Below are 23,885 nucleotides of genomic sequence, written 5' to 3' on the forward strand. Positions count from 1 at the left end.
GCCGGGCTGGTCAGGCCCAGGCGAGGTGCTCGCGGTTGTGGGCGAGCAGCCGGTCCGTCAGCTGATTGGCGAGTTCGATCTGGCCGACCAGCGGGTGGGCGAGCAGGGCGTCGAAGACCCGGTCGCGGCCGCCGCGCAGGGCGGCGTCCAGGGCGAGGTGCTCGTACGCGGTCACGGCGGCGATCAGGCCGGCGTAGAGCGGCTCGACGGGGCGCTGCGGGAGCGGGCGCACGCCCGCCGCGTCGACCTCGGCCGGCACCTCGATGACGGCGTCGTCCGGCAGGAACGGCAGCACGCCGTCGTTGCGGGTGTTCACCACCTGGACCGAGGTCGAGCCGTCGGTGCCGAGCAGGGCGGCGATGAGCTGGACGGCGGCCTCGGAGTAGAACGCGCCGCCGCGCTTGCCGAGCAGCTCGGGCTTGGTGTCCAGCGCGGGGTCGGCGTACATCTCCAGGAGCTGCCGCTCGATCTCGGCGACCTCGGCGGCCCGGGAGCCCTTGGCCTTCAGCTCCTCCACCACGGCGTCGTGCTGGTAGAAGTACCGCAGGTAGTAGGACGGCACGACGCCGAGCCGCTCGATCACCCGCTGCGGCAGGAGCAGGTCCTCGGCGATCTCCTTGCCGAAGCCGGCGAGCAGCTCCGGCAGGACCTCCCGGCCGCCCGCGGCGCCCGGCGCGTCGAGCAGGGTGACGCCGCGCTCCCAGGTGAGGTGGTTGAGGCCGACGTGGTCGAGCCGGATCAGCTCCGGGTCGACGCCCAGGTGCCTGGCGAACCGCCGCTGGAAGCCGATGGCGACGTTGCAGAGGCCGACGGCCTTGTGGCCGGCCTCCCGCAGGGCCCGGGTGACGATGCCGACCGGGTTGGTGAAGTCGACGATCCAGGCGTCGGGGTTGGTCCGCCGGACCTTCTCGGCGATGTCCAGCACCACCGGGACGGTCCGCAGCGCCTTGGCGAGCCCGCCCGCGCCGGTGGTCTCCTGGCCGACGCAGCCGCACTCCAGCGGCCAGGTCTCGTCCCGGTTGCGGGCCGCCTGCCCGCCGACCCGCAGCTGGAGCAGGACGGCGTCGGCGTCGGCGACGCCCGCCTCGACGTCCGTGGTGGTGGTCACCACGGCGCCGTGGCCCTGCTTGGCGAAGATCCGCCGGGCCAGCCCGCCGATCAGCTCCAGCCGGTCCGCGGCGGGGTCGATCAGGACGAGTTCGCCGATCGGCAGGGTGTCCCGGAGCCGGGCGAAGCCGTCGATCAGCTCCGGGGTGTACGTCGAACCGCCGCCGACGATGGCCAGCTTGAGTGTGGACATCAGCCCTTGACCCCTGTCAGTGTCACGCCTTCGATGAAGGCCTTCTGTGCGAAGAAGAAGAGGACGATCACCGGGGCCATCACCAGCAGGGTGGCGGCCATGGTGAGGTTCCAGTTGGTGTGGTGGGCGCCCTTGAAGGACTCCAGGCCGTAGGAGAGGGTCCAGGCGCCGGGGTTGTTGCTGGCGTAGATCTGCGGGCCGAAGAAGTCGTTCCAGCAGTAGAAGAACTGGAACAGGGCGACGGCGGCGATGGCCGGTTTGGTCATCGGCAGCACCACCTTGAGGAGGGTCCGCAGGTCGCCGCAGCCGTCGATCCGGGCCGCCTCGATGTACTCCTTGGGGATCGTCAGCAGGAACTGCCGGAGCAGGAAGATCGAGAAGGCGTCGCCGAAGGCCATCGGGATGATCAGCGGCCAGAGCGAGCCGCTGAGGCCGAGCTCCTTCGCCCAGAACAGGTACATCGGGATGATGGTGACCTGCGGCGGCAGCATCATCATCGAGATGACCGCCATCAGCGCCAGGTTGCGGCCCCGGAAGCGGAACTTGGCGAGCGCGTAGGCCACCGGGAGGCTGGAGACGATGGTCAGCACGGTGCCGAGGCCGGCGTACAGCAGGGTGTTGCGCCACCAGGTGAGGAAGCCGGGCGTGTCCCAGACCTTGAGGTAGTTGCCCCACTCCCAGGAGGTGGGCCAGTAGTCGGTGGTCAGGGCCTGGCTGTCCGTCATGACCGAGGTCAGGAAGGCGAAGACGAGCGGCAGCAGGAAGAACAGGGTGGCGGCGATGGCCAGCGAGTGCACGGCCACCCAGTTGAGCAGGGCGCGGCGGCGGGCCGCGCGGGCGGCGGCGGTCGGGGTGCCGCGCCGGGCGGGCCCCTTCGCGGGGGCCTTCGCCGTGAGGGTGGGGCTGAGAGTCATGATCGTGTCCTCACTGGGCCGCTAGTCGTCGCTCGCCATGAAGCCGGACTTGCGGCGGAGCAGGAGCGAGGTGACGGCCATCGAGATGGCGAACAGCACCAGGGCGACGACGCACGCCGCGCCGTAGTTGAAGCGCTGGAAACCGAGGTTGTAGACCATCTGCGGCAGGGTCCAGGTGGAGCCCTGCGGGTAGCCGGGCTCGAACTGCTGCCCGGAGTTGCCCGCGTTGCCGCCGGCGACCTTCGCGGCGACGATCGCCTGCGTGTAGTACTGCATGGTCTGGATGACGCCGGTGACCACCGCGAACATGATGATCGGCGAGATGTTCGGCAGAGTGACGTACCGGAAGCGCTGGAACGGGCCGGCGCCGTCGAGCTCGGCGGCCTCGTACTGGTCCCTCGGGACGTCCAGCAGGGACGCCATGAAGATGACCATCAGGTCGCCGATGCCCCACAGGGCGAGCATGGTGAGCGCGGGCTTCGACCAGTCCGGGTCGGAGAACCAGCCGGGCTGCGGCAGCCCGACCTCGCCGAGGAAGTGGTTGACCGGGCCGGTGCCGGGGTTGAGCAGGAAGGCGAAGGCGACGGTGGCGGCCACCGGCGGTGCCAGGTACGGCAGGTAGAACGCGGTGCGGAAGAAGCCGGCACCGCTCTTCACCTTGGTGATCAGCATCCCGATGCCGAGGCCGAACGCCACCCGCAGGCTCACCATGATGAGCACCAGCCACAGGGTGTTGCGCAGGCCCTTCCAGAACGCCGGGAGGTCGTTGAAGACGTAGTCCCAGTTCTTCAGGCCGCTGAAGGAGGGCGCACCGAAGCCGTTGTACTTGGTGAACGAGAAGTAGACGGTGGAGATCAGCGGGTACAGGAAGAAGACCGCGAAGCCGATCAGCCAGGGGGAGAGGAAGGCCAGGGTGCGGGCCGCCTCCCGGCGGCGCTTCCGGCGCAGCAGGTGCTGCGTGGAGGGCGCCGCCGGGTCGGTCGGTCCGGTGCCCCTGCGGGTGGCGGACGCGAGTGACATGGGAGCTCCGTGAACCGTTGCGCGCTACTTGGCCTGGGCGATGGCGGCGTCGATCTCCTTGGCGGTGGCCGCGAGGCCGGCCGCGAGATCGGTCTGCTTGCCGGACTCGTAGTCGTAGCCGGCGTTCTGCAGGGAGATGAGGTAGCCGCCGCCGTTGACGCTGGCCGGCGTGGTGCCGGAGTGCGTGTTCTTCGCGATGTCCAGGAAGGTCTTGAAGTTCGGGTCGCTGATCAGCTTCGGCGAGTCGAGCGCCGCGAAGGTGCTGGGCACGTTGTGGATCGCGTTGGCGAACGAGACCACCGCGTCGGTGTCGGTGGTGAGGAACTTGACGAACTCCCAGGCGGCGGCCTGCTTCTTGCTGGCGCTGGCGATGCCGACGATGGTGCCGGTCTGGTAGCCGCGGCCCCAGGTGGAGGCCTGGTCGTCCGGCACCGGGAACGGCGCGGTCGCCCACTCGAAGTCGGGCTTGTTCTCGGCGAGCGAGGCGGTGCGCCACTCGCCGTCGATGGCCATCGCGACCTGGCCGGTGTGGAACGGGTTCTTGGCGCTGAACTCCTCGCCGAAGGTGGCCCGGTACTTGTCCAGCTTGTCGTAGCCGCCGAGCTTCTCGACCAGGCCCTTCTGCCAGTTCATCATCGCGGCGACCTTCGGGTCGGTGGCGACGGTGGACTTGCCGGCGCCGTCGAAGTAGGTCGGGCCGTACTGGCCGAGGAAGTGCTCGGTGGTCGACTCGTAGCCGTGGTACAGCGGCATGAAGCCCAGCTGCTTGTAGCCGTCGCCGTCGGCGATGGTGAGCGCGGTGGCGGCGGCGGCGAACTCGCTGAAGGTCTTCGGCGGGCTGGTGATGCCGGCCGCGGCGAAGGCCTTCTTGTTGTAGTACAGGCCGAAGGCGTCACCGAGCAGCGGCAGCGAGCACTGGTTGCCCTCGAACTGCGTGTAGTTGAGCATCGCGGCCGGGAAGGTCTTGGCCGCGTCGATCTTGTCCTTCGCCAGGAACGGCTTGAGGTCGGTGAAGGCCTTGGTCGAACAGAACATGCCGACGTTGTTGGTGGTGAACGAGGAGACCACGTCCGGGGCCTCGTCGCCGCCGGCCCGCAGGGCCTGGTTGACCTTGTCGTCGGCGATGTTGCCGGTCACCTTGACGTGGATGTTCGGGTGGGCCTTCTCGAAGGCGGCGATGTTGTCGTTGATCGCCTTCACTTCGGATTCCTGGTTCCAGCCGTGCCAGAAGGAGATGGTGACGTCCTTGCCGCCGGCCGAGTCGTCGCTGCCGCCGCCGTCGCTGGAACCGGTGCAGGCGGTGGCCAGCAGGGCCAGGACGGCGCTGCCGGCGACGGCGGCGATCGTACGGCGGCCTCTGCGGTAGGTGGTGGAGTGCACTTCGAGGTCCTCCTGGGGGTGCGCGGGCAGGCGTCATTGCCTCGGGTCCCGCGTTGGGGGATTGGGGAGAGGTGGGTGCAGGGGTCGAGCGGTGCGGTGGTTCCTGGAGCGGTGGTTCCTGGTGCGGGTGGAGCAGGTGGTGCGGGCGGTACCAGGCGGGAGCGCCGGGTCGGTCGGGCGCCGTCGGGTCGGGCGCCGTCGGGTCGGGCGACGGGGGAGTCGGGCGGTGGGAGTCGGGTGCCGTCGGCCGGGTGCCGTCGGGGTCGGTCCTGGCGCCGGTGGGTGCGGCGTCGGCGCTCGGGGCTGGCCTCAGTGGGTGGAGAAGACCGCCTCGCGGGCGGCCGCCAGCGCGCGTTGCAGCGCACCGAGCAGGACGGGCGAGCCGGACAGGGTGCTGCCGCGGACCTCCGGTCTGGCGATCGAGATCCGGGCGAGCTCCTCCTCGACCAGCGCCCGGAGCCGTTCGCCGCCCGCGGTCGGCACGCCGCCGGAGACCACCACCAGCTGGGGGTCGACGACGGCGACGATCACGGCCAGTCCGACGGCCAGCCGGCCGGCCAGCTCGGTGAGGAACGCGTCCCCGGCGCCCGGGGTCTCCAGCGCCTTGGCGAGCGACTCCTCGGCGGTCGGTGCGCCGAGCCCGTGCTCCCGGGCCAGGACCCGGACGGCGGGTGCGCCGACCAGCTCCTGGAAGCCGCCGGAGTTGCGGCGGCGCACGTCCCGCACCACCGGGGCGCCGGGCACCGGCATGTAGCCGACCTCCCCGGCCCCGCCGGTGAAGCCGCGGTGCAGACGGCCGGCGATCACGATCGCCGCGCCGATGCCCTCGCCGGCCCAGAGCAGGACGAAGTCCTCGAACCCGCGCGCCGCGCCGGAGGCCTGCTCGGCGACGGCGGCCAGGTTCACGTCGTTCTCGATGGACACCGGCGCGCCGATCGCCCCGGACAGCTCCTCGACCAGCCGCGGCGTGTGCCAGCCGGGCAGGTGGGAGGCGTACCTGAGCTTGCCGGTGCCCGGGTCGGGCGCCCCGCCGACGCCGATCACCACGGTGTGCAGGGCGTCCTCGGCCAGCCCGGCGGACCGGACCGCCTCGGCGACCGTCCCGGCGACCCGGGGGACGGTCTCGGCGGCCGTCCACCCCTTGGTGGGGACGACGAGCTCGGTGAGCGTGGTGCCGGTGATGTCGGCGACGGCGACCCGGACGTGGCTGTTGGTGACGTCCAGTCCGGCGACGTGGCCGGCGGCCGGGTTCACCTGGTACAGCTGGGCGTTGGGCCCGGGGCCGCCCGCCGTGGTGCCCACCGGCAGGACCAGCCCGGCCGCCTCCAGGCGGGCCAGCAGCTGGGAGGCGGTGGGCTTGGAGAGCCCGGTCAGCGTGCCGATCTGGGTGCGGGAGAGCGGTCCGTTCTCCAGCAGCAGTTCGAGGGCGGCGCGGTCGTTGATCGCGCGGAGCAGGCTGGGGGTGCCGGCGAGGGGGGCCTTGGCGGTCGTCTTGGTCACGCGGAGATCCTCCTCTTCCTGCTGGTCGGGTCGGCCGACGGGTGCGCGCGGGTCGGTCCCGGGCTGTTCCGAGTCGGCCGCGGGGCAGCTCCGGCGCGGGTCCGGGCGGCCGGTGGCGGGGCCGGGGCGAACTGTTAGGAAACTTTCCAGTCGCTTGAGACAGGACCGTACGGTCCGCGTCGGGAGGGTGTCAATGGTCCTTCACGCGGTGGATGCCGAAGCGTTACCGGGCAGCACGGGGCCCCGCCTCCCACCTGCTCGGAAGACGGGGCCTCGTTCGTTCACGTGCGCCGGCCGGGCGGTCGTCCGCCGCCCGTCAGGGCGCCTTCGCCGCGTCGTCGACCGGCTTCACCGGCGCCGGTATCGGCGCCGTCGCCTGGTAGCGCGGCGAGTTCGGGTCCGCCAGCGCGGACGGCGGAGCCGGGTCGGCGACCGGCGTGCCGGCCGTCGCGGTGGTCAGCACCACCCCGGCGGCGGCCGTCCCGGCGGCCGCACCCGCACCGGCGGCGGCCGGCGCGACCTCCTCCTTGACCTTGATCCCGGCCTCGTCGAACGCGACCTTCAGTCGCTGCCGCAGGGCGCGCGCCACGCTCAGCGACTTGCCCGGCGCCGTCCGCGCCTCGACCCGCAGCACCACCGAGTCCACCGCCACCGACTCCACGCCCAGGATCGAGAACGGCGCCCAGACCAGCTCGTCGAACGGAGCCTCCTTGGCCAGCGCCTCCGCGGTCTCCTGGATCAGCGCCTCGACCCGCAGCAGGTCCTCCTTGTAGCCGACCTGGACGTCCACGGAGGCGGTCGACCAGCCCTGGCTCATGTTGGCGATCCGCTTCACCTCGCCGTTGCGGATGTACCAGATCTCGCCGCCCGCACCGCGCAGCTTGGTCACCCGCAGGCCGACCTCCAGCACCGTGCCGGTGGCCACCCCGGTGTCGATCTCGTCGCCGACGCCGTACTGGTCCTCCATGATCATGAAGACCCCGGAGAGGAAGTCGGTGACCAGGTTGCGGGCGCCGAAACCGATCGCCACACCGGCCACACCGGCGCTGGCCAGCAGCGGAGCCAGGTTCACCCCGAGCGCCGACAGCACCATCAGCGCGGCCGTCCCCAGGATGGTGAAGGACGCGACGCTGCGCAGCACCGAGCCGATCGCCTCCGAGCGCTGCTGGCGCCGCTCCGGGTTGACCACCCCGGTGTTGGCCAGCAGCCCGCCCAGCCGCCCGGGCTCGTCCTCGCCCTCGGCGGGCTTGACCATCCGCGCGATCAGCTGGGAGATCAGCTTGCGGACCATCGCCCGCAGCACCAGGGCCAGCACCACGATGAAGACGATCCGCACCCCGCTTGCCAGCCACTCCTGCCAGTGCGAGTCGAACCAGCTCGCGGCCTGCCGGGTGGTGTCGGAGACCTCCTGCGCGCTGGTCGGGATTCTGAGGTCGAGCTGCGGCAGTCCCGGGGCCGTGGGACTCGGGGAGGGGTTCGGCGTCGAGGCCGACGGCGTGGCGGACGCGTCGGCGAGGAGGCCGGCGGCACCGGACCTGAACACGAGCGGGACCTTCCTGCAGGGGGCTTGGCACAGCCCGCCGCCACGGAGGCACACCCCGGAGGCACGCCCCTGGCCTGCGGACCGTCCGCACTACCCTATCCGCCGCCCGCCCGGGACCCTGACACGCCGACCACCCCTGCACCGCTCGCGCACCGCTCCCGCACGGTCCGCCCACCGGCCCGGGGAGGGCGCACGGCCGCCCGTCGGACGCCCCGTCAACGCCCCGGCGCGCTGCCCACCGCGCCGGCCGCGCCTCCGGCCGCTCCCGCGCCCGGAGCCCGTCCGGAGCGCCTCCTGAGCGCGTCCTGGGCGTGTCCGAACCGCCTCCGGCCCTTGCCCCGCCCCGCCCCTTCCAGGGCCGGACGCACTGTCGGGGCCCGTTGCGCCGACCGGCGGCCGACCGTTCGCCCCGGCTGCTCCGACCGGCCCAGCCGTCCCCCGCCCGGGCGCCGCCGCGCCCCCCGCGGGCACCGGAGTGCAACTCGCCCTTCCCCCGGGCATACCGGGTATGACAGAAGCCACACCCGGAGTTCACTTCAGGTCCGTTACACAGGAGTGGTGGCGCCGTACAAAGGCGTAAGGCGACACTGGGGGAGATCACGCACCCGCTGTGTGATCCAACCGCTCGTCCCGGCGCGAGCCACGCGCCGCAGGCGTCCAAGGAGGCATCCGTGCCGCATGTCCTGGTCCTCAACGCGTCCTACGAGCCACTCGGCGTCGTATCGATGCGCCGCGCACTCATCCTCGTCCTCAACCACAAGGCCGTCAGCCTAGAGGACTCGGGTGTCACTCTGCACAGCGCCACCAGCGCCCTTCCGGCGCCGTCCGTCGTCCGTCTGACCCGTTTCGTGCGGGTCCCATTCTGCGGGCCCGTCCCGCTCACCCGCCGGGCGCTGTTCGCCCGCGACCACGGCCGTTGCGTCTACTGCGGGGCCGCCGCCACCAGCGTCGACCACGTCATCCCGCGCAGCCGGGGAGGCCAGCACCGGTGGGACAACGTGGTGGCCGCCTGCCGCCGCTGCAACCACACCAAGGCCGACCGCCACCTGACCGAACTGGGCTGGCGCATGAAGCGCCCGCCCGCCCCGCCGTCCGGCCTGGCCTGGCGGATCATCGGCACCGGGATCAAGGACCCGCGCTGGCGGCCCTACCTGGAACCGTACGGCGGCGGCGACCAGCTGCGCGCCCCGCAGTGGGGCGAGTACGAACACCACGACCATACCGAGGCCACCCATCCGGTGCCGCTCGGCCGGGCGCACGCCGCCCACTCGGCCCCCGTCCGCCGCGGTGAGCAGCCCGAACCGCTCTCCGCCTGACCACCGCTCCACAAGGGCTTGCCCGTCATATTTCCCGGTACGCCTCATGGGCCGCCGCGCACCCCGCAGACGGGGAGCGCGGCGGCCCGCCGTACGGGTGCCGCCGTCCGTGCTCCCGCGCCCGCCCGCCCCGGCGCCCGTGCCGTGCCCGCGCCGTGCTGTGCCCGCCCGTGCCCGTGGCGGCCGTCGGCCCGCCCGGTGGCGCTGCACGGCGGAGCCGGACCCGACCGCAGCCGGGTCCCGCAGGCCGGGCTCCGGGTACGCCCTCGCCCCGCTGCTACGGCTTCGGCGGCGTGCCCGTCGGAGCGCCGGCCGAACCGGACGGGACCGAAGCCGGCCCGGTGGGCGTGGCCGACGGCGTCGGAGTCACCGGGGGTGTCGTCGCCGGTCCGCCGGTCTGGCCGCCGGTCTGGCCACCCGTCTGCTGTCCGCCGCCCTGCTGACCGCCCGCCGAACCGCCGGCCTGCCCGCCCGGAGGCGTCACCGGCGGCGTGACGGGCGGCGTCACCGGCGGGGTCGTCCCCGCCGCCGACGCGACGGCGTACAGCTCGACGCCCCACAGCGAGTACCCGTACTTGGTGGCCCGGGCCACGCCCTGCATCCGCAGGAACTTGGCCCCCGGCGCGTCGAACCGCACCGTCTCGTTCCCGCCCCTGCCGTCCTCCACGGTCGCCACGGTGGTCCAGGAACGGCCGTCCGCCGAGGCCTGGATCTTGTACGCGGCGGCGTACGCGGCCTGCCAGTGCAGCACCGCCGAGCCCAGGTGGGTGGCCTTCGGCAGCTCCAGCTGCACCCACGCGTCGTCGGCGGCCGGCGAGGACCAGCGGCTCTTCGGGTCGTCGTCGGCCACCGCCGCGGCGGGGAAGTTCGGCGTCTCGTCGCCCGAGGAGGTGGCCTGGGCGGTGATCGCCAGGTCCGGCCCGCCGGTCGGCGGCACCACGTGCACCTGGAGCACCTGCCGCACGCTGGTCTGCCCGGTCACGAACACCACCGGCACCTGGTAGGTGCCCGACGGCGTGTCCGGCGCGGCCGTGACCAGCAGCGGGACGCCCACCTTGCCGCCGCGCGGCACGGTCACACCGGTCGCGGGCGCCACCGTGAGGCCCTTGGCGACGGCCGGCACCTCGGTCCGCAGCTCGCCGGCCACCCCCTCCGGCCGGCCCGCCTCGACGGTCGCCTGGGCCTGGACGGGCGTGCTCTCCCCGATGACCGCGTCGACCGCCGCGTCCGCCAGGCTGAGCCGGGCCGCCGGGGCGTCCGCGTACCAGGGGATCACCTGGTTGACCACCGGGGGCTCGCCGCCCGGCTTCCAGGCCAGCCGGAACGCGTCGGCGGGCAGCCCGCCGGCCGACAGCTCGTTCCAGCCCGGCTGTATCGTGCCGATCTCCGTCCACGAGCCGTCCGCGTGCCGCACCGAGACGGTGGCGGAGGCCCGCACGCGCGGGTCGGTGAGGATGGTCAGCCGGTCCAGCGGCCGGGCGGCGCCCAGCTCGACGGTGAGCGGCTCGTCCTGCGCGGTCGGCGCGGTGGCCGCCCGGTAGGCGGTGTCCGGGTTGCCGTCCAGCACGGCGGCCGCCGAGGAGCCGGGCAGCGCGGCCGGGCCGCCCGAGACGCTGGCCGGGGCCTCGTCCGGAGCGGTGACCGAGAACTCGCGCACCGCCACCGCGGTCTTCTGCGCGGCGGTGGCCCGCAGCCGGACCGCCCGGACGACGGTCCCGGCGGGCAGCTGCGCGGAGACCGACTTCTGGTTCTTGACCTGCGCCAGCTTCTTCCAGCCGCCCTCGCCGGTCGAGTACTCCAGCACGCCGTCGCGGATGTAGTCGTCGAGCGCGTTCTGGCCGTCCGGGCCGTTCCCCCAGGAACCCATCAGCACGGTGACGCTGCCGACCGGGCGGCCGCCGCCGAGGTCCAGGCCGACCGAGTCGCCGGGCTGCGGCGGCGCCGAGCTCCAGTAGAAGGTGTCGGCGACGCCGTCGGTCATCAGCGCGGGCAGGTGGTCGTGCGCGGTGCCGAGGGTGGTCGTCGGGGTGACGCCGCCGTCCAGCACGCCGGCCCAGGTGTCGGCGGCCTGCAGCGCGCGCTCCAGGAACGGGCCGAGCACGCCCGTGCCGACCGTCGCGGGGCTCTGGCCGAGCTGCTCGCGCAGCTTGTTCAGTTCGACCCGGGCCTTCCAGGCGGCCCCGCCGTCGCCGCCGCGCTGGGCCAGCAGCATGTCCAGCGCGGCCTTCCCGGCCAGGCCGTAGTCGCGCAGCGGCGCCAGCCAGGACGCGGCCTCGGTGGCCAGCTGGGCGGTGGACGGGGTGGCGGCGAGGGTCTGCTGGGCACCGGCCATCGCGGCGAAGGCCTCCCGCAGCGGGGCGGCGGCCTCTATCAGCTTGGCGAGGTCGGGCGCCGCGCCGGCGGTCGGCTCGGCGGTGGCCCAGAAACGCTCCATCAGCGGGAGCAGGTAGCCGGACTCCTGCTTGGCGAGCGGCGAGGAGACGCTGTTGCCGGCCAGCGCGGTGACGGCGGCCAGGGCCGCACCGGCGGGCGTCGCGGACGCGCCGGCCGGACCGGCCAGCGAACGCAGCGCGGCCTGCCAGGAGTCCTCCGGCTTGTACCCGGCGGGGTTCCAGGCGAAGTCGCCGGCGGTGGACAGCGCGATCCGGGAGGCCACCGGCTGCTGCATGGCACCGGTCAGCATCACGGCCGAGCGGGTCGCCACCTCGGTGTCGCGCCCGGTGTAGGCGCCCAGGAAGAGCCGGTCCGGGGTGGCGTCGTTGACCGGGTAGTTGTCCATGGTCACCAGCGGGTGCCCGTACAGGCCCGCGGTGTCGGCGGTCTGGACGCCCGTGATCCGCTCCGGGATCACGCCGACCCCGCTCCAGGCGACCTGCACACCCGCCGGCAGCGCCGCCGCGAGGGCCGTCCGGTACGGGGTGGCGCCCTGCTGGTGGTACTCGGTGGGCACCACCGACAGCGCCGCCAGGCCCGGGTAGCGGGCGATCAGCCGCTCCTGCACGCGGCCGACCAGCTCGGCCTGCGCCTTGGCGGCGGCGGCCGGGCCGGTGCCGTACTTGGCGCGGTCGTCGGAGCAGTGCCACTCGTCGTAGGAGACGTCCAGGAACTGCAGCTGGAACGCACCGAACCCGAGCTTGCGCAGCCCGTCCAGCTTGGCCACCAGCGCGTCCGCGTCCTTCGCGGAGCTGTAGCAGAACGACTGGCCGGGGTCGACGGCGTACCCGAGCGTCACGTGGTTGCGCCCGGCCCGGGCGGCCAGCGCCCGCAGGTCGTCCGCCTTCGCCTGCGGGTAGGCGTCCCGCCAGCGGGAGAGCCGGTACGGGTCGTCGCCCGGCGCGTAGAGGTAGAAGTTCTGCTTGGAGCGGCCGAGGAAGTCCAGCTGGTCGAGCCGTTGCTGCTGGGTCCACGGGGTGCCGTAGAACGCCTCCGCGGTGCCGCGCACCGGCGCGCCGGACGGCCAGTCCCGCAGGGTGATGCCCGGCAGCCCGAGGCCCGCTGCGCCCGGCGCCTGGCCCTGCCCGGCCGGAACCACGGCCAGCAGCTGGCGCAGCGACTGCGCCGCGTAGAAGGTGCCCGCCGCGTCGGTACCGGCCAGCACGACCGCGCCGTACGTCCCGCCGTCCGGCAGCGGCAGCTGACCGGCGGACAGCACGTAGCCGCCGGCCGGCATCCCGGCCGTGCTCGGGGCCGTGCCGTCCTTCCCGCCGGCCGCCGCGGTCAGCTCCCGCAGCACCCGGTCGGTGTCGCCGCCCGCGCCCTCGGCGGGACCGCCCACGTGGACCACCAGCCCGCCGGCGACCGGCGTACCGGGCTCCGACTGCGGGGTCACCACCGTCGCCCCGGCCACGCCGAGCAGCTCGCGCACCGCGTCCACCGCGCCGTGGTCGGCCTTCGGCGCGACCACCAGGGTGACGGTGTCGGGCACCGTGACCGGCTTGCCGGACACGGCCTGCTCCTGCGGACGCGGGAACACCTGAGGGTCGCTCACGCTGCCCAGCGGGGTCTGCGCCGCGCTGCTCGCGGTGCTCACCACGTCCGGCCCCGGCGAGTACGCGTACGCGGCCGGACCGCTCACCAGGAGCCCGCCGACCACGGCCGCGGCCGACAGGGTCGCCGCGACCTGCAGCGTCCGCCGGCTCGGGGCCCCGGGGCGCGCGGCCAGCGCGCGCTCGACCCGTACCGACTGCAGCAGCGGGGTGGTCCCCTTGAGATCGGCGATCAGCCGGTCCGCCGTCCTCGGCGCCAGCTGACGACAGGTCCGCGCCGTAGCCCGCCGCGCCGCGAGGGCGGCCGGGTGCTGCAGCACGTCACGCAGTGCCGGACTCTGCTCCAGCTGCTGACGCAGCCGCCGCCCGGCTACCTCGGACACTCGGGCTTGCACAGGAGCCTCCTCGCCAGGCTGGGACCACATCGCGCCAAAGCCCACCAGGTACCCCTCCCGGTGTCAACGTCGCCGACGGGTATGCCGACTTTGTCTGCTTTGCCCCGGACTTCAACCCTTCGCCCCCGCACCGAAACGGTCCGCGTGCGCTGCAATGTGGGGAAATATATCGACCGGTCTACATACTACCCTCGCGCCGCACTCGCTCCGGCCGCTTGCGGTGCGCAGGAAGTCGGACGGGTCGACTTCCTGCGCACCGTCAGTTCGGTTTCGGGGTGCGGTTGCTGTTGTTCCGGCGTTCCGGGGAGCTGCTGTTCTGCGGGCTCGCGGTCCTGGCGGTCTGCCCGGCGCGTCCGGAATATGTCGACCGGTCTACAGATACCCCCGGGCCTCGCCGCCCCGAGCCCTGCTGCCCCGCCCTGTGGCCTGCCTGTTCGCGTACCCGGCGGCCCGCCGGTCCGCCCGCTCCGCAGCCTCTGATCGCGCGCCGCGCGCAGGAAGTCGGCCCGTCCGACTTTGCGCTCCGCCGCCGCGCCGCGCCCGCGGAATATACCGACCGGTCTACAGATATCGCGGGCCTCGCCGCCCTGCCGCCCACCCCGCGCAGGAAGTCGGACGGGTCGACTTCCTGCGCACCGTCAGTTCGGTTTCGGGGTGCGGTTGCTGTTGTTCCGGCGTTCCGGGGGGCTGCTGTTCTGCGGGCTCGCGGTCCTGGCGGTCTGCCCGGCGCGTCCGGAATATGTCGACCGGTCTACAGATACCGCCTGCTCCGCACGCCCCGTCACCCCCGGCGGCCCGCCCGCCCTGCACACCCCGGCACCCCGCTGCGCACCCGCCCTGCCCGCCCTGCCCGCTCCGCCCGCGCGCCGCGCCACGCGCCACCCGCCGCGCACCGCGCACCGCGCAGGAAGTCGGCCCGTCCGACTTTTCGCTCCGCCAACACCGGCGCCGACCCGCGCAATTTACCGACCGGTCTACATACTCACCTGCACCCGATCCGCGCGCAGGAAGTCGACGGAGCCGACTTCCTGCGCGCGCCCCCGATCGGTCCGATGCTCCTCCGCCACCCCCGGGCGCGTGTGTCGCGCCGGGTCGTCGGGGTGTCACGCGGGTAGGACTGTGGCTGTCCTGACTGGGCGTTGCCGAGACATCGCAGGAGCCGCGAGTGGCCGCTTATCTCGACCGTGACGGAGCCGACGGCCTGGAGGTGCCGGCGCAGGACGCGCCCCCGCCCCCGCCGGAGCTGGTGGCGCTGGCGCAGGCGTACGGGGTGGACGCCCGGTACGGGCCCGGGGGAGTGCCGGTGGGCGCGCGGACGCTGGTCGCGGTGCTGACCGCGCTCGGCGTGGACGCGGCCACGCCCGACACCGCCCGGGCCGCACTGGAACAGCACCGCGCCGAGCAGCGCACCCGCCTGCTGCCCCCGACCGTCGTGGTCCGGGCCGGCCGGCGGACCGCGCTGGACGTGCCCGCCGACACACGGCTGACCGTCGAACTGGAGGACGGCGGCCGCTGGGAGCTGCCGCGCGGCCACGCCCACTGGCTGCCCGCCGACCTGCCGCTCGGCCGCCACCTCCTCCGGGCCGAGACGCCGGAGCGGCCCGGCACACCGGAGCGGCCCGGCACACCGGCATCGGACGAGCGGCCCGGGACGCCCGCGCGGACCGGCACCGCGCACCTGATCGTCGCCCCCGAGCGGCTCCCCGCACTGCCCGGCCGCAGCTGGGGCTTCCTCGCCCAGCTGTACTCCGTGCTCTCCGACCGCTCCTGGGGCATGGGCGACCTCGCGGACCTCGCCGACCTCGCCCAGTGGGCCGGCGCCGGCCTCGGCGCGGGCTTCCTGCAGATCAACCCGCTGCACGCGGCCCTGCCGTCGGTCCCGTCCGACCCCTCGCCGTACCGCCCGTCCTCCCGCCGCTTCGCGGACCCGGTCCACCTGCGGGTCGAGGCGGTCCCCGAGTACGCCTACCTGACCGGCGAGCACCGCGCCGAGGCCGACGGCCTGGTCGTGCGCGCCGCCCGGCTGCGCGCCGAGGTGCTGCAGCACGACGGCCTGATCGACCGCGACGAGGTGTGGGCGCTCAAGCGCCGCGCCCTGGAGCTGCTCCACGAGCGGTTCGTGCGGTACGCGGCGGAGCACGGCGCCGTCCGGCGGGCGGCCTTCGAGGCGTACCGGGCCCGCGAGGGCGCGTGGCTGGAGCGGTACGCGGTCTGGAACGCCCTGGCGGAGAAGCACGGCCCGGACTGGCACACCTGGCCGAAGGGCCTGCGCCACCCGGACTCCCCGCACGTCGTCCGCGAGGCCGCGGAGTCGGCCGACCGGGTCGGCTTCCACCGCTGGCTGGCCTGGCAGGTGGACCAGCAGCTCGCGCACGCCCAGCAGGCGGCCCGCACCGCCGGCATGCCGGTGGGCCTGGTGCACGACCTCGCGGTGGGTGTCCATCCGGACGGTGCCGATGCCTGGGCGCTGCAGGACGTCCTGGCCACCGGTATCTCGGTGGGCGCGCCCCCGGACGCGTTCAACGCCCACGGCCAGGACTGGGGTCTGCCGCCGTGGCGTCCGGACGCGCTGGCGGAGGCCGGCTACGCGCCGTTCGCGGAGCTGATCCGCTCGGCCGCCCGGCACGCCGGAGCGGTCCGGATGGACCACGTGATGGGCCTGTTCCGGCTCTGGTGGGTGCCGGCCGGGCACTCGCCGATCGAGGGCGCGTACGTGCGCTACGACGCCGAGGCGATGCTCGGGGTGCTGGCGCTGGAGGCGCACCGGGCGGGCACGGCGGTGGTCGGCGAGGACCTGGGCACGGTGGAGCCGGGTGTGCGGGAGGAGCTGGCGGCGCGCGGCGTGCTGGGGACGTCGGTGCTCTGGTTCGAGCGCGACTGGCAGGCGAAGGGCGAGATCCTGCCGCCCGGGCGCTGGCGTCCGGGCAGCCTGGCGACGCTGACCACGCACGACCTGCCGCCGACGGCCGCCCGGCTCTCGGGCGAGCACGTGGAGCTGCGGCACCGGCTCGGCCTGCTGGCCAGGCCGCTCGGGGAGGAGCAGGCGGAGGCGGCGGCGGAGCTGGCCGACTGGCGTGCCGAGCTGGTCCGGCTGGGTCTGCTGGAGGAGGGCGGGGTGCTCTCGGCGGCCGCGCTGTACCGGTTCCTGGCGGACACCCCGGCGGAGCTGGTCGGCGTCTGGCTGCCGGACGTGGTGGGCGATCCGCGTCCGCAGAACCTGCCGGGCACCTGGGACCAGTACCCGAACTGGCGGCTGCCGGTCGCGGACGGGTCCGGTGCCCCGGTCACGCTGGACGCGCTGGCGGCCGCTCCGGCCGCGGCCGCCCTGGCTGACCTGCTGCGGACCGTCGGGCACCGGGCCGGGCCGCGGCCCGAAAGGCCGACCCCGCCGAGCGGTCCGGCGTAAGTGGCGGGTAAGTTGGCATCGTGGACAAGAGGAACGCTTTGCGAGCCGGCGCGGTCACCGCAACGGTCACGCTGATGATGCTGCTGTCGTCGCCCGCCATGGCCCTCACCAGGGACGACGGCGACGACCCGGGTAGCGGCCTGAGCGTCGCCCAGACCATCGGTCTGTTCGTGGTGATCCCGATCGCGTCCTTCGTGATCATCGCCGCCCTGGCCGCGCTGCCGTACGGCGGCGGCAAGGAGAAGAAGTAGCCGAGGGCCCTCCGCCCACAGAGCCCAGCACAGACCCCGAGGGGGCGCCGGACGTCGTCCGGCGCCCCCTCGGGCGTTTCCCGGGGCCGGGGCGCCCGCCCCGCCGCCCCTGAAGCTCCGCCGCCCCTGAAGCTCCGCTGCCCCGGTGGCCCCGCTGCCGCCCGCCCCCGGATCACCGGGAGGGGGCGGCAGCGGCACCAGCAGGACGGCGCCCGCGGAGCCGCGGAGCCGGAGCCACGCAGCCGGAGCCGCAGAGCCGCGGAGCCGGGGGGACGTCAGCCCCGCGCGCCCGCCGCCCGGTCGACGGCCTGCGCCTTCAGCCCGCGCTCCACCCCGGCCCGCGCCTCGACGATCTGCCGCCGCAGCGAAGGCGCCGGGTCGGCCGAGGCCAGCCAGGCGTCGGTGGCGTCCAGGGTCGACTGCTCGACCAGCAGCGCCGGGTACAGCCCGCCGATGATCTGCTGCGAGATCTCGTGGCTGCGGTCCTCCCAGACGGCCTTGACCGCCGCGAAGTACTTCGCCACGTACGGTGCCAGCAGCTCGCGCTGGTCGGGCTGCTGGAAGCCGCCGATCACCGCGGCCTGCACGTAGTTGGTGAGGGTGTCCGACTCGACCACGGAGGCCCAGGCCTCGGCCTTGGCCTCGGCGGTCGGCCGGGAGGCCCGGCAGCTGGCGGCGTGCTCCTGGCCGGCCGCGGTGTTGTCGCGGGCGAGTTCGGCCGCGATCGCGGCCTCGTCGGCGCGGCCGGTGGCGGCCAGGCGGCCCAGCAGGGTCCAGCGCAGCTCGGTGTCGACGGCCAGGCCGGCGATCTCGGCGGTGCCGTCCAGCAGCCCGGCGATCAGGCCGAGCTGACCGTCGGTCCGGGCGACGGAGGCCAGCACCCGGGCCCAGGCGAGCTGGTGGTCGCTGCCGGCCTCGGCGGTGCGCAGCCGCTCCTCGGCGGCCTCGGCCCAGCGGACCAGGCCCTGCTCGCGCCAGTCCGGGTCGGCGTAGGCGTCGAGGGCGGCCCTGACCTGGCGCTGCACGGACTGGACGACGCCGATGTCGGTCTCCCGCTGGAGGCCGGAGAGGGCGAGCGTCAGGTAGTCGCGGGCGGCGAGTTCGCCGTCGCGGGTCATGTCCCAGGCGGAGGCCCAGCACAGGGCGCGCGGCAGCGAGTCGGGGAACCCGCCGAGGTGCTCGGTGACGACGGCCAGCGAGTCCTCGTCGAGCCGGACCTTCGCGTAGGAGAGGTCGTCGTCGTTGAGCAGGATGACGGCGGGGCGGTGCCGGCCGGTGAGCTCGGGCACCTCGGTGCGCGGGCCGTCGACGTCGAGCTCGATCCGGTCGGTGCGGACGAGCGCGCCGTCGTTCAGCTCGTAGAGGCCGATGGCGATCCGGTGCGGGCGGAGCACGGCCTCGCCCTTGGCGCCGGCGGGCAGCGCGGGGGCGTCCTGGAGGACGGCGAAGGACTCGATCTCGCCGTCGGTGTTGAGCGTCAGGGCGGGGCGCAGCACGTTGATGCCGGCGGTCTCCAGCCAGGCGGTGGACCAGGCCTTGAGGTCGCGGCCGCTGGCCTCCTCCAGGGCGCCGAGGAGGTCGCTGAGCCGGGTGTTGCCCCAGGCGTGGCGCTTGAAGTAGGCCCGCACGCCCTCGAAGAAGGCGTCCTGGCCGACGTAGGCCACCAGCTGCTTGAGCACCGAGGCACCCTTGGCGTAGGTGATGCCGTCGAAGTTGACCTGGACGTCCTCCAGGTCGTTGATCTCGGCCATGATCGGGTGGGTGGACGGCAGCTGGTCCTGCCGGTACGCCCAGGTCTTCATCTGGTTGGCGAAGGTGGTCCAGGAGTTGGGCCACTTCGAGCCGGGGGCCTCGGCCTGGCAGACGGCCTCGGCGAAGGTGGCGAACGACTCGTTCAGCCAGAGGTCGTTCCACCACTCCATGGTGACGAGGTCGCCGAACCACATGTGGGCGAGCTCGTGCAGGATCGTGGCGGCCCGCGCCTCGTACGCGGCGTCGGTCACCTTGGACCGGAACACGTACTGGTCGCGCAGGGTGACGGCACCCGCGTTCTCCATCGCGCCCGCGTTGAACTCGGGGACGAACAGCTGGTCGTACTTGGCGAAGGGGTAGGGGAAGTCGAACTTCTCCTGGAAGTAGTCGAAGCCCTGCTTGGTGACCTCGAAGATCGCCTCGGCGTCCAGGAACTCGCGCAGCGAGGGGCGGCAGTAGATGCCCAGCGGCACCTTCTGGTCGCCGTTCTCGTACGCGTCGAAGACGCCGACGTACGGGCCGGCGACGAGCGCGGTGATGTAGGAGGAGATCCGGCCGGTGGGCTCGAACCGCCAGACCTGGCTGTCGCCCTCGCCCTCGGGGGCGGGGGTGGGCGAGTTGGAGACCACCACCCAGCCGGTGGGCGCGGTCACGGTGAAGGTGAACGCGGCCTTGAGGTCGGGCTGTTCGAAGGAGGCGAAGACCCGGCGGGCGTCCGGCACCTCGAACTGGGTGTACAGGTAGGTCTCGCCGTCGACGGGGTCGACGAACCGGTGCAGGCCCTCGCCGGTGTTGGTGTAAGCGCAGTCGGCGACGATCCGCAGTTCGTTCTCGGCGGCGAGGCCCGGCAGCGCGATCCGGCTGTCGGCGAAGTTGGCGTCGTCGAGCCGCTCGCCGTTGAGGACGATCTCCTCCACGCGCGGGGCGACGAGGTCGATGAAGGTGGCCGCGCCGGGGGTGGTGGCGGTGAACCGGACCACGGTGGTGGACCGGAACGTGCCCCCCTCTCGGGCAGAGCTCAGGTCGAGCTCGATGTCGTACGCGTCCACGTGCAGGAGGTCGGCCCGGGTGCGGGCCTCCTCGCGGGTCAGGTTGGTGCCGGGCACTCGCTGGACTCCTTCGTCGGGCTGATGCCTGGCATCCTGCCATGCCCGGCTCCCGGGCCCCGAGGAATATGCCGTCGGCCGCCGGGGAGCGGGGCCGGAGCGGCGGCGGACCGGGGCCGGACCGGCGCCGGGGCGGCAGCGGGAGCGGCCCGGGACCGGGTACGACGAAGGCGGGGCGGGGGCGCTCCGTGGACCACCCCCGCCCCGCCCGTCCGCCGGTCCGGAGCGGTGTCACCACCCGCCGGGCCCGGCGCGGAGCCGGTGTCACCACCGGCCCGGCGTCACTTCTTGACGTACTTGGCCACCGGGGCGTCCGAGCTGTTGCGGCCGAAGCCGTACAGCGAGCCGTCGGACTGCATCACGAACTCGGTGAGGCTGAGGCTGATGTTCAGGTCGACGTTCTTGCTCTCGATGATGGTGCCGAGTTCGGTCACCGCACCGTCGGTGGGCGAGAGCGTCACCAGCCTGGCGTCCTTGCCGTAGCCCATGTCCAGGATGGCCCGGACCTTGCCGTCCTTGTCGGTGCCGGAGACCAGCCGCAGCCCGTCCTTGGCGTCGCCGGTGGTCGACCAGAGCCGCTTGCCGGTGTTCAGGTCGTACGCGTTGATCGCCGGCTTGGTCGGGTTGGTCTGGACGTACAGCGTGGTGCCGCTGATCACGTTCAGGCTGAACGCGTCGGCCTGGCCGCTGAGCCGCAGGCTGTCGTAGCCGGGCTCCTTGACCGACATCGGGTTGGCCGCCTTGTTGGTCTTGTCGAACGGCAGGACGTAGTCGCCGTTCGGACCGTTGGTCACCAGGACCACCAGCGGCTGGTCGGAGAGGACCTTGTCGACCCGCTCGATGGTGCCGGTGAGCGTGACCGGCGCGGGCGAGGTGACCTTGCCGCTGTCCGTCTCGACGACGACCAGCTGCGACTTGACGGTGGTGTTGAGGCCGTAGCAGCGGTCGGTGACGACGATCTGGGCGCCGGCGGCGGTGCCGTAGACGCTGCAGTCCTTCTCGCGCGGCTGGAACGCCCAGACGGCGGAGCCGTCGGCGACGTTGATCGCGCCGGCCATGTTGGCGCCGATGCCGACGACCTTGTCGGTGACGGTCAGCGACGGCGAGGACATCCGCTGCTGGCCGACCTTGACGGTCCAGAGCAGCTTGCCCGCGGCGACGTCGACGGCGGCGATGGTGGAGCAGTCGCTGTCACCGGTGTTCAGCGAGATCGCGGCGATGTGCTTGGAGTTGGTGCTGTACGAGGCGGAGCAGAACTCCTTGGTGCCGGCCGGCACCGGGATGTTCCAGCTCTCCTTGCCGTCGACCGTGCTGATGCCCCGGATGCCGGTGGTGTCGGCGCGCACCGCGACCTTGTCGGCGCCCCAGATGGCGAGCAGCCGCGAGCCGCTGGCGCCGTTGGCCGGCTTCTCGGCGGCCCAGGCGAGGTTGTACGCGCCGGCCTTGCCGCCGCCGGTGGGGGCGGTCGGGCCGCCGCTGGTACCGGTGGTGGGCGCGGTGGTCGTCCCGCCGGTGGTGCCGGAGGTGGTGCCCGCGGTCACCTCGCCGGTGGTGCCGCCGGTGGCGGCCGGCGGGTCGTCCTTCTTCTTCTCGTCGGTGAACAGCACGACGAGCGCGGCGACGATGGCGATCGCCAGCACGCCGCCGATGATGCCGCCCCAGATCATCACCGGGTTGCGCTGCTTGGGCGGGGCCGGCACCGGGGCGCCGGGGAAGCCGTAGCCGCCCTGCTGCGGGTAGCCGTACCCGGCGCCGCCGTCGGCCGGCGGCGGCGCCGCGTAGCCGTACGGCTGGCCCGCGTTCGGGGCCCCGAACTGCTGCTGGCCCGCCGTCGGGTCGTACGGGCCCACGGGGGCGCCCGGCGGGGGCCCCTGCGCGGGGAAGGCGGGGGCGGTGGGCGCGTAGGCGTACGCCTGGCCCGCGGCCGGCTGGGCCGGGGGCTGGGCCGGCGGCATGCCCGGTGCCGGGGGTGCGCCGGCGGGCGCGGGCGGCGCGCCCTGGCCGGGGACCGCCGATCCGTCGAGCTGTGTCTGCTGGTCCGCCACGGCCGCCGGGTCCACGCCGCCGGGCTTGCGCCCGAGCGAGACGCCCCGGTTGTCCTGACCGCCGCCGGGCGTGTCGCCTGCCCCCGGCGTAGGGTGATCCCCTGCCATCTGATGCCCCGTCATGTCTGGAAGCGTCCCCCGGGCCGGTTCACGTCGCGGCCGGTGGGACGGGTGAGATTGGGCACCATCGTACGGGTGGACGCTTTTCGGACGGTCCCTGGCGCCCGCTACCCCGTGCGCGGCCGCCCTGACCTGGGGTCGGACGGTTCGGAGCCCGCCCGCGGGGCCCGGCCCGCGGGCGTCGGCGTGCTCCCTCCCGGTGCTCCCCACCCCTTCCCGCCCGTCCGTCCCCCTCCTCCCCCCGCGTTCCCGCCTGCTTCCCCGGCCTCTTCTCCGCCTCTCCCCGGGCCCTCCCCGGGCTCTCCCCGGTCTCTCCGCCGCCTCTCCCCGGTCTCTCTCCGGTCTCTCTCCGGAGTCCTCACCCGCCCCGGGCCGGCGCCCGGCCGCTGCGCCGCTCCGCTCCGTTCACCGGTGACCGCACCCTCGCCTCCCCGCAGGGCCTAGGCTTCAGGACTTGAAAGGGGACGCCCGGCGGAGGGGTCCCCGCGCCCTTGGGAGGGTGGATCATGTCCACGGACACACCGGGCTCGCAGTCCTCACTGCACCGGGCCAACCTGGAGCGGGTGCTCCGCGCGGTGCGGATGGCCGGCTCGCTGACCCAGGCCGAGATCGCCCGCGGCACCGGACTCTCGGCGGCCACCGTGTCCAACATCGTCCGGGAATTGAAGGAGAGCGGCACCGTCGTGGTGGCCGACACCTCCTCGGGCGGACGGCGCGCCCGCAGCGTCTCGCTCAGCGGCGACGCGGGCATCGTGGTGGGGATCGATTTCGGCCACACCCACCTGCGGGTCGCGGTCGGCAACCTCGCCCACCGGGTGCTCGCCGAGGAGAGCGCCCCGATCGACGTCGACGTCTCCGCCGCGCAGGGCTTCGACCACGCCGAGGCCCTGGTCGAGCGGCTCCTCGCCCAGGCGGGCTTCCGCCCGGAGAAGGTGATCGGCGTGGGCCTGGGCGTCCCCGGCCCGATCGACGTGGAGACCGGCGCGCTGGGCTCGACCGCGATCCTGCCCGGCTGGACCGGGATCGCCCCGGGCCGCGAGCTGGCCGAGCGGCTCGGCATGCCGGTGCACGTCGACAACGACGCCAACCTGGGCGCGCTCGGCGAGCTGGTCTGGGGCGCCGGCCGCGGCCTGAGCGACCTCGCCTACATCAAGGTGGCCAGCGGCGTCGGCGCCGGCCTGGTGGTCAACGGACAGATCTACCGGGGCCCGGGCGGCACCGCGGGGGAGATCGGTCACATCACCCTGGACGAGGCCGGGCCGGTCTGCCGCTGCGGCAACCGCGGCTGCCTGGAGACCTTCGTCGGTTCGCGCTACCTGCTCAACCTGCTCACCCCGACCCTGGGCCCGAAGCTCTCCCTGCCCAAGGTCGTCGAGCTGGCCCACCAGGGGGACCTCGGCTGCCGCCGGGTGATCGCCGACGCGGGCCGGCAGATCGGCACCGGTGTGGCGACCCTCTGCAACCTGCTCAACCCGCGCCGGGTGATCCTCGGCGGCGACCTCGCGGAGGCCGGCGAGCTGGTGCTGGCCCCGATCCGCGACTCGGTGGCCCGCTACGCCATCCCCAGCGCCGCCCGTCAGCTCTCGGTGGTCCCGGGCACCCTGGGAGGCCGGGCCGAGGTGCTGGGCGCGCTGGCCCTGGTGATGAGCGAGATGGGCGACTCCGGTGCGCTCGGCCGCCCGGCGCAGACCGCCGCGGCCCGCTCCTGAACCCACCCGGCCACCCGCCGCCCGCTCCCGCCCGTTCCCGGCCGCCCTGGCCACCCGCCGCGCCCGCCCCGCACACCCGCCCCGCACGCCCGGCTCCGGGGCTCCCCGCCCCGGCCGCCCCCGGACGCTCCGCCCGGGGGCG

At 74.0% G+C, this 23,885-nt stretch carries 13 protein-coding genes; 4 read left to right on the top strand and 9 right to left on the bottom strand.

Annotated elements, in window-relative coordinates:
- Positions 1 to 10: 10 nt before the first annotated feature.
- From OG550_RS26355 to OG550_RS26380, 6 genes are all read right to left on the bottom strand, one after another.
- Positions 11 to 1,300: a 6-phospho-beta-glucosidase gene (locus OG550_RS26355; protein ID WP_327681578.1), complete on the bottom strand. Its 1,290-nt coding sequence runs from the start codon at positions 1,298 to 1,300 to the stop codon at positions 11 to 13.
- Complete coding sequence (locus tag OG550_RS26360; protein WP_327681579.1) at positions 1,300 to 2,214, bottom strand: carbohydrate ABC transporter permease; 915 nt, start codon at positions 2,212 to 2,214, stop codon at positions 1,300 to 1,302. The genes OG550_RS26355 and OG550_RS26360 overlap by 1 nt, the downstream gene beginning before the upstream one ends.
- Positions 2,215 to 2,235: 21 nt before the next feature.
- Positions 2,236 to 3,234, bottom strand: coding sequence for a carbohydrate ABC transporter permease (locus OG550_RS26365; protein ID WP_327681581.1), 999 nt, complete (start codon positions 3,232 to 3,234; stop codon positions 2,236 to 2,238).
- A 24-nt stretch (positions 3,235 to 3,258) separates the two neighbouring features.
- Positions 3,259 to 4,614 (bottom strand): extracellular solute-binding protein, encoded by a 1,356-nt coding sequence (locus OG550_RS26370; RefSeq protein WP_327681583.1) that lies wholly within the window; start codon positions 4,612 to 4,614, stop codon positions 3,259 to 3,261.
- Between the two features lie 309 nt (positions 4,615 to 4,923).
- Entirely contained in the window at positions 4,924 to 6,114 is a 1,191-nt protein-coding gene (locus tag OG550_RS26375; protein WP_327681585.1) for an ROK family transcriptional regulator, read from the bottom strand.
- Positions 6,115 to 6,430: 316 nt separating this feature from the next.
- The gene (locus OG550_RS26380) at positions 6,431 to 7,657 is read right to left on the bottom strand and encodes a mechanosensitive ion channel family protein (protein WP_327681587.1); all 1,227 of its coding nucleotides are present in this window, start codon (positions 7,655 to 7,657) and stop codon (positions 6,431 to 6,433) included.
- Positions 7,658 to 8,328: 671 nt separating this feature from the next.
- On the opposite strand from OG550_RS26380, the gene OG550_RS26385 reads away from it, so the two are divergent.
- Positions 8,329 to 8,973: an HNH endonuclease gene (locus tag OG550_RS26385; RefSeq protein WP_327681589.1), complete on the top strand. Its 645-nt coding sequence runs from the start codon at positions 8,329 to 8,331 to the stop codon at positions 8,971 to 8,973.
- Positions 8,974 to 9,250: 277 nt separating this feature from the next.
- On the opposite strand, the gene OG550_RS26390 is transcribed toward OG550_RS26385, so the two are convergent.
- Entirely contained in the window at positions 9,251 to 13,354 is a 4,104-nt protein-coding gene (locus OG550_RS26390; RefSeq protein ID WP_327681591.1) for a beta-N-acetylglucosaminidase domain-containing protein, read from the bottom strand.
- Between the two features lie 1,207 nt (positions 13,355 to 14,561).
- Between OG550_RS26390 and malQ the strand changes: the two genes are divergently transcribed.
- Together malQ and OG550_RS26400 are read left to right on the top strand one after the other, a co-directional pair.
- A complete protein-coding gene (gene malQ, locus OG550_RS26395; protein WP_442906176.1) occupies positions 14,562 to 16,760 on the top strand; it encodes a 4-alpha-glucanotransferase in 2,199 nt (732 codons plus the stop codon).
- 20 nt (positions 16,761 to 16,780) lie between these two features.
- Positions 16,781 to 17,011, top strand: coding sequence for a hypothetical protein (locus OG550_RS26400; RefSeq protein ID WP_327681593.1), 231 nt, complete (start codon positions 16,781 to 16,783; stop codon positions 17,009 to 17,011).
- Positions 17,012 to 17,286: 275 nt separating this feature from the next.
- On the opposite strand, the gene pepN is transcribed toward OG550_RS26400, so the two are convergent.
- Entirely contained in the window at positions 17,287 to 19,869 is a 2,583-nt protein-coding gene (gene pepN, locus OG550_RS26405; protein ID WP_327681595.1) for an aminopeptidase N, read from the bottom strand.
- Positions 19,870 to 20,150: 281 nt separating this feature from the next.
- The gene (locus OG550_RS26410; protein WP_327681597.1) at positions 20,151 to 22,022 is read right to left on the bottom strand and encodes an outer membrane protein assembly factor BamB family protein; all 1,872 of its coding nucleotides are present in this window, start codon (positions 22,020 to 22,022) and stop codon (positions 20,151 to 20,153) included.
- A 518-nt stretch (positions 22,023 to 22,540) separates the two neighbouring features.
- Here OG550_RS26410 and OG550_RS26415 point away from each other — a divergent pair.
- Positions 22,541 to 23,743, top strand: a complete 1,203-nt coding sequence (locus OG550_RS26415) for an ROK family transcriptional regulator (protein ID WP_327681599.1) — start codon at positions 22,541 to 22,543, stop codon at positions 23,741 to 23,743.
- Positions 23,744 to 23,885 lie beyond the last annotated feature (142 nt).

The sequence above is a fragment of the Kitasatospora sp. NBC_00458 genome (genome assembly GCF_036013975.1).
Classification (GTDB): Bacteria; Actinomycetota; Actinomycetes; order Streptomycetales; family Streptomycetaceae; genus Kitasatospora.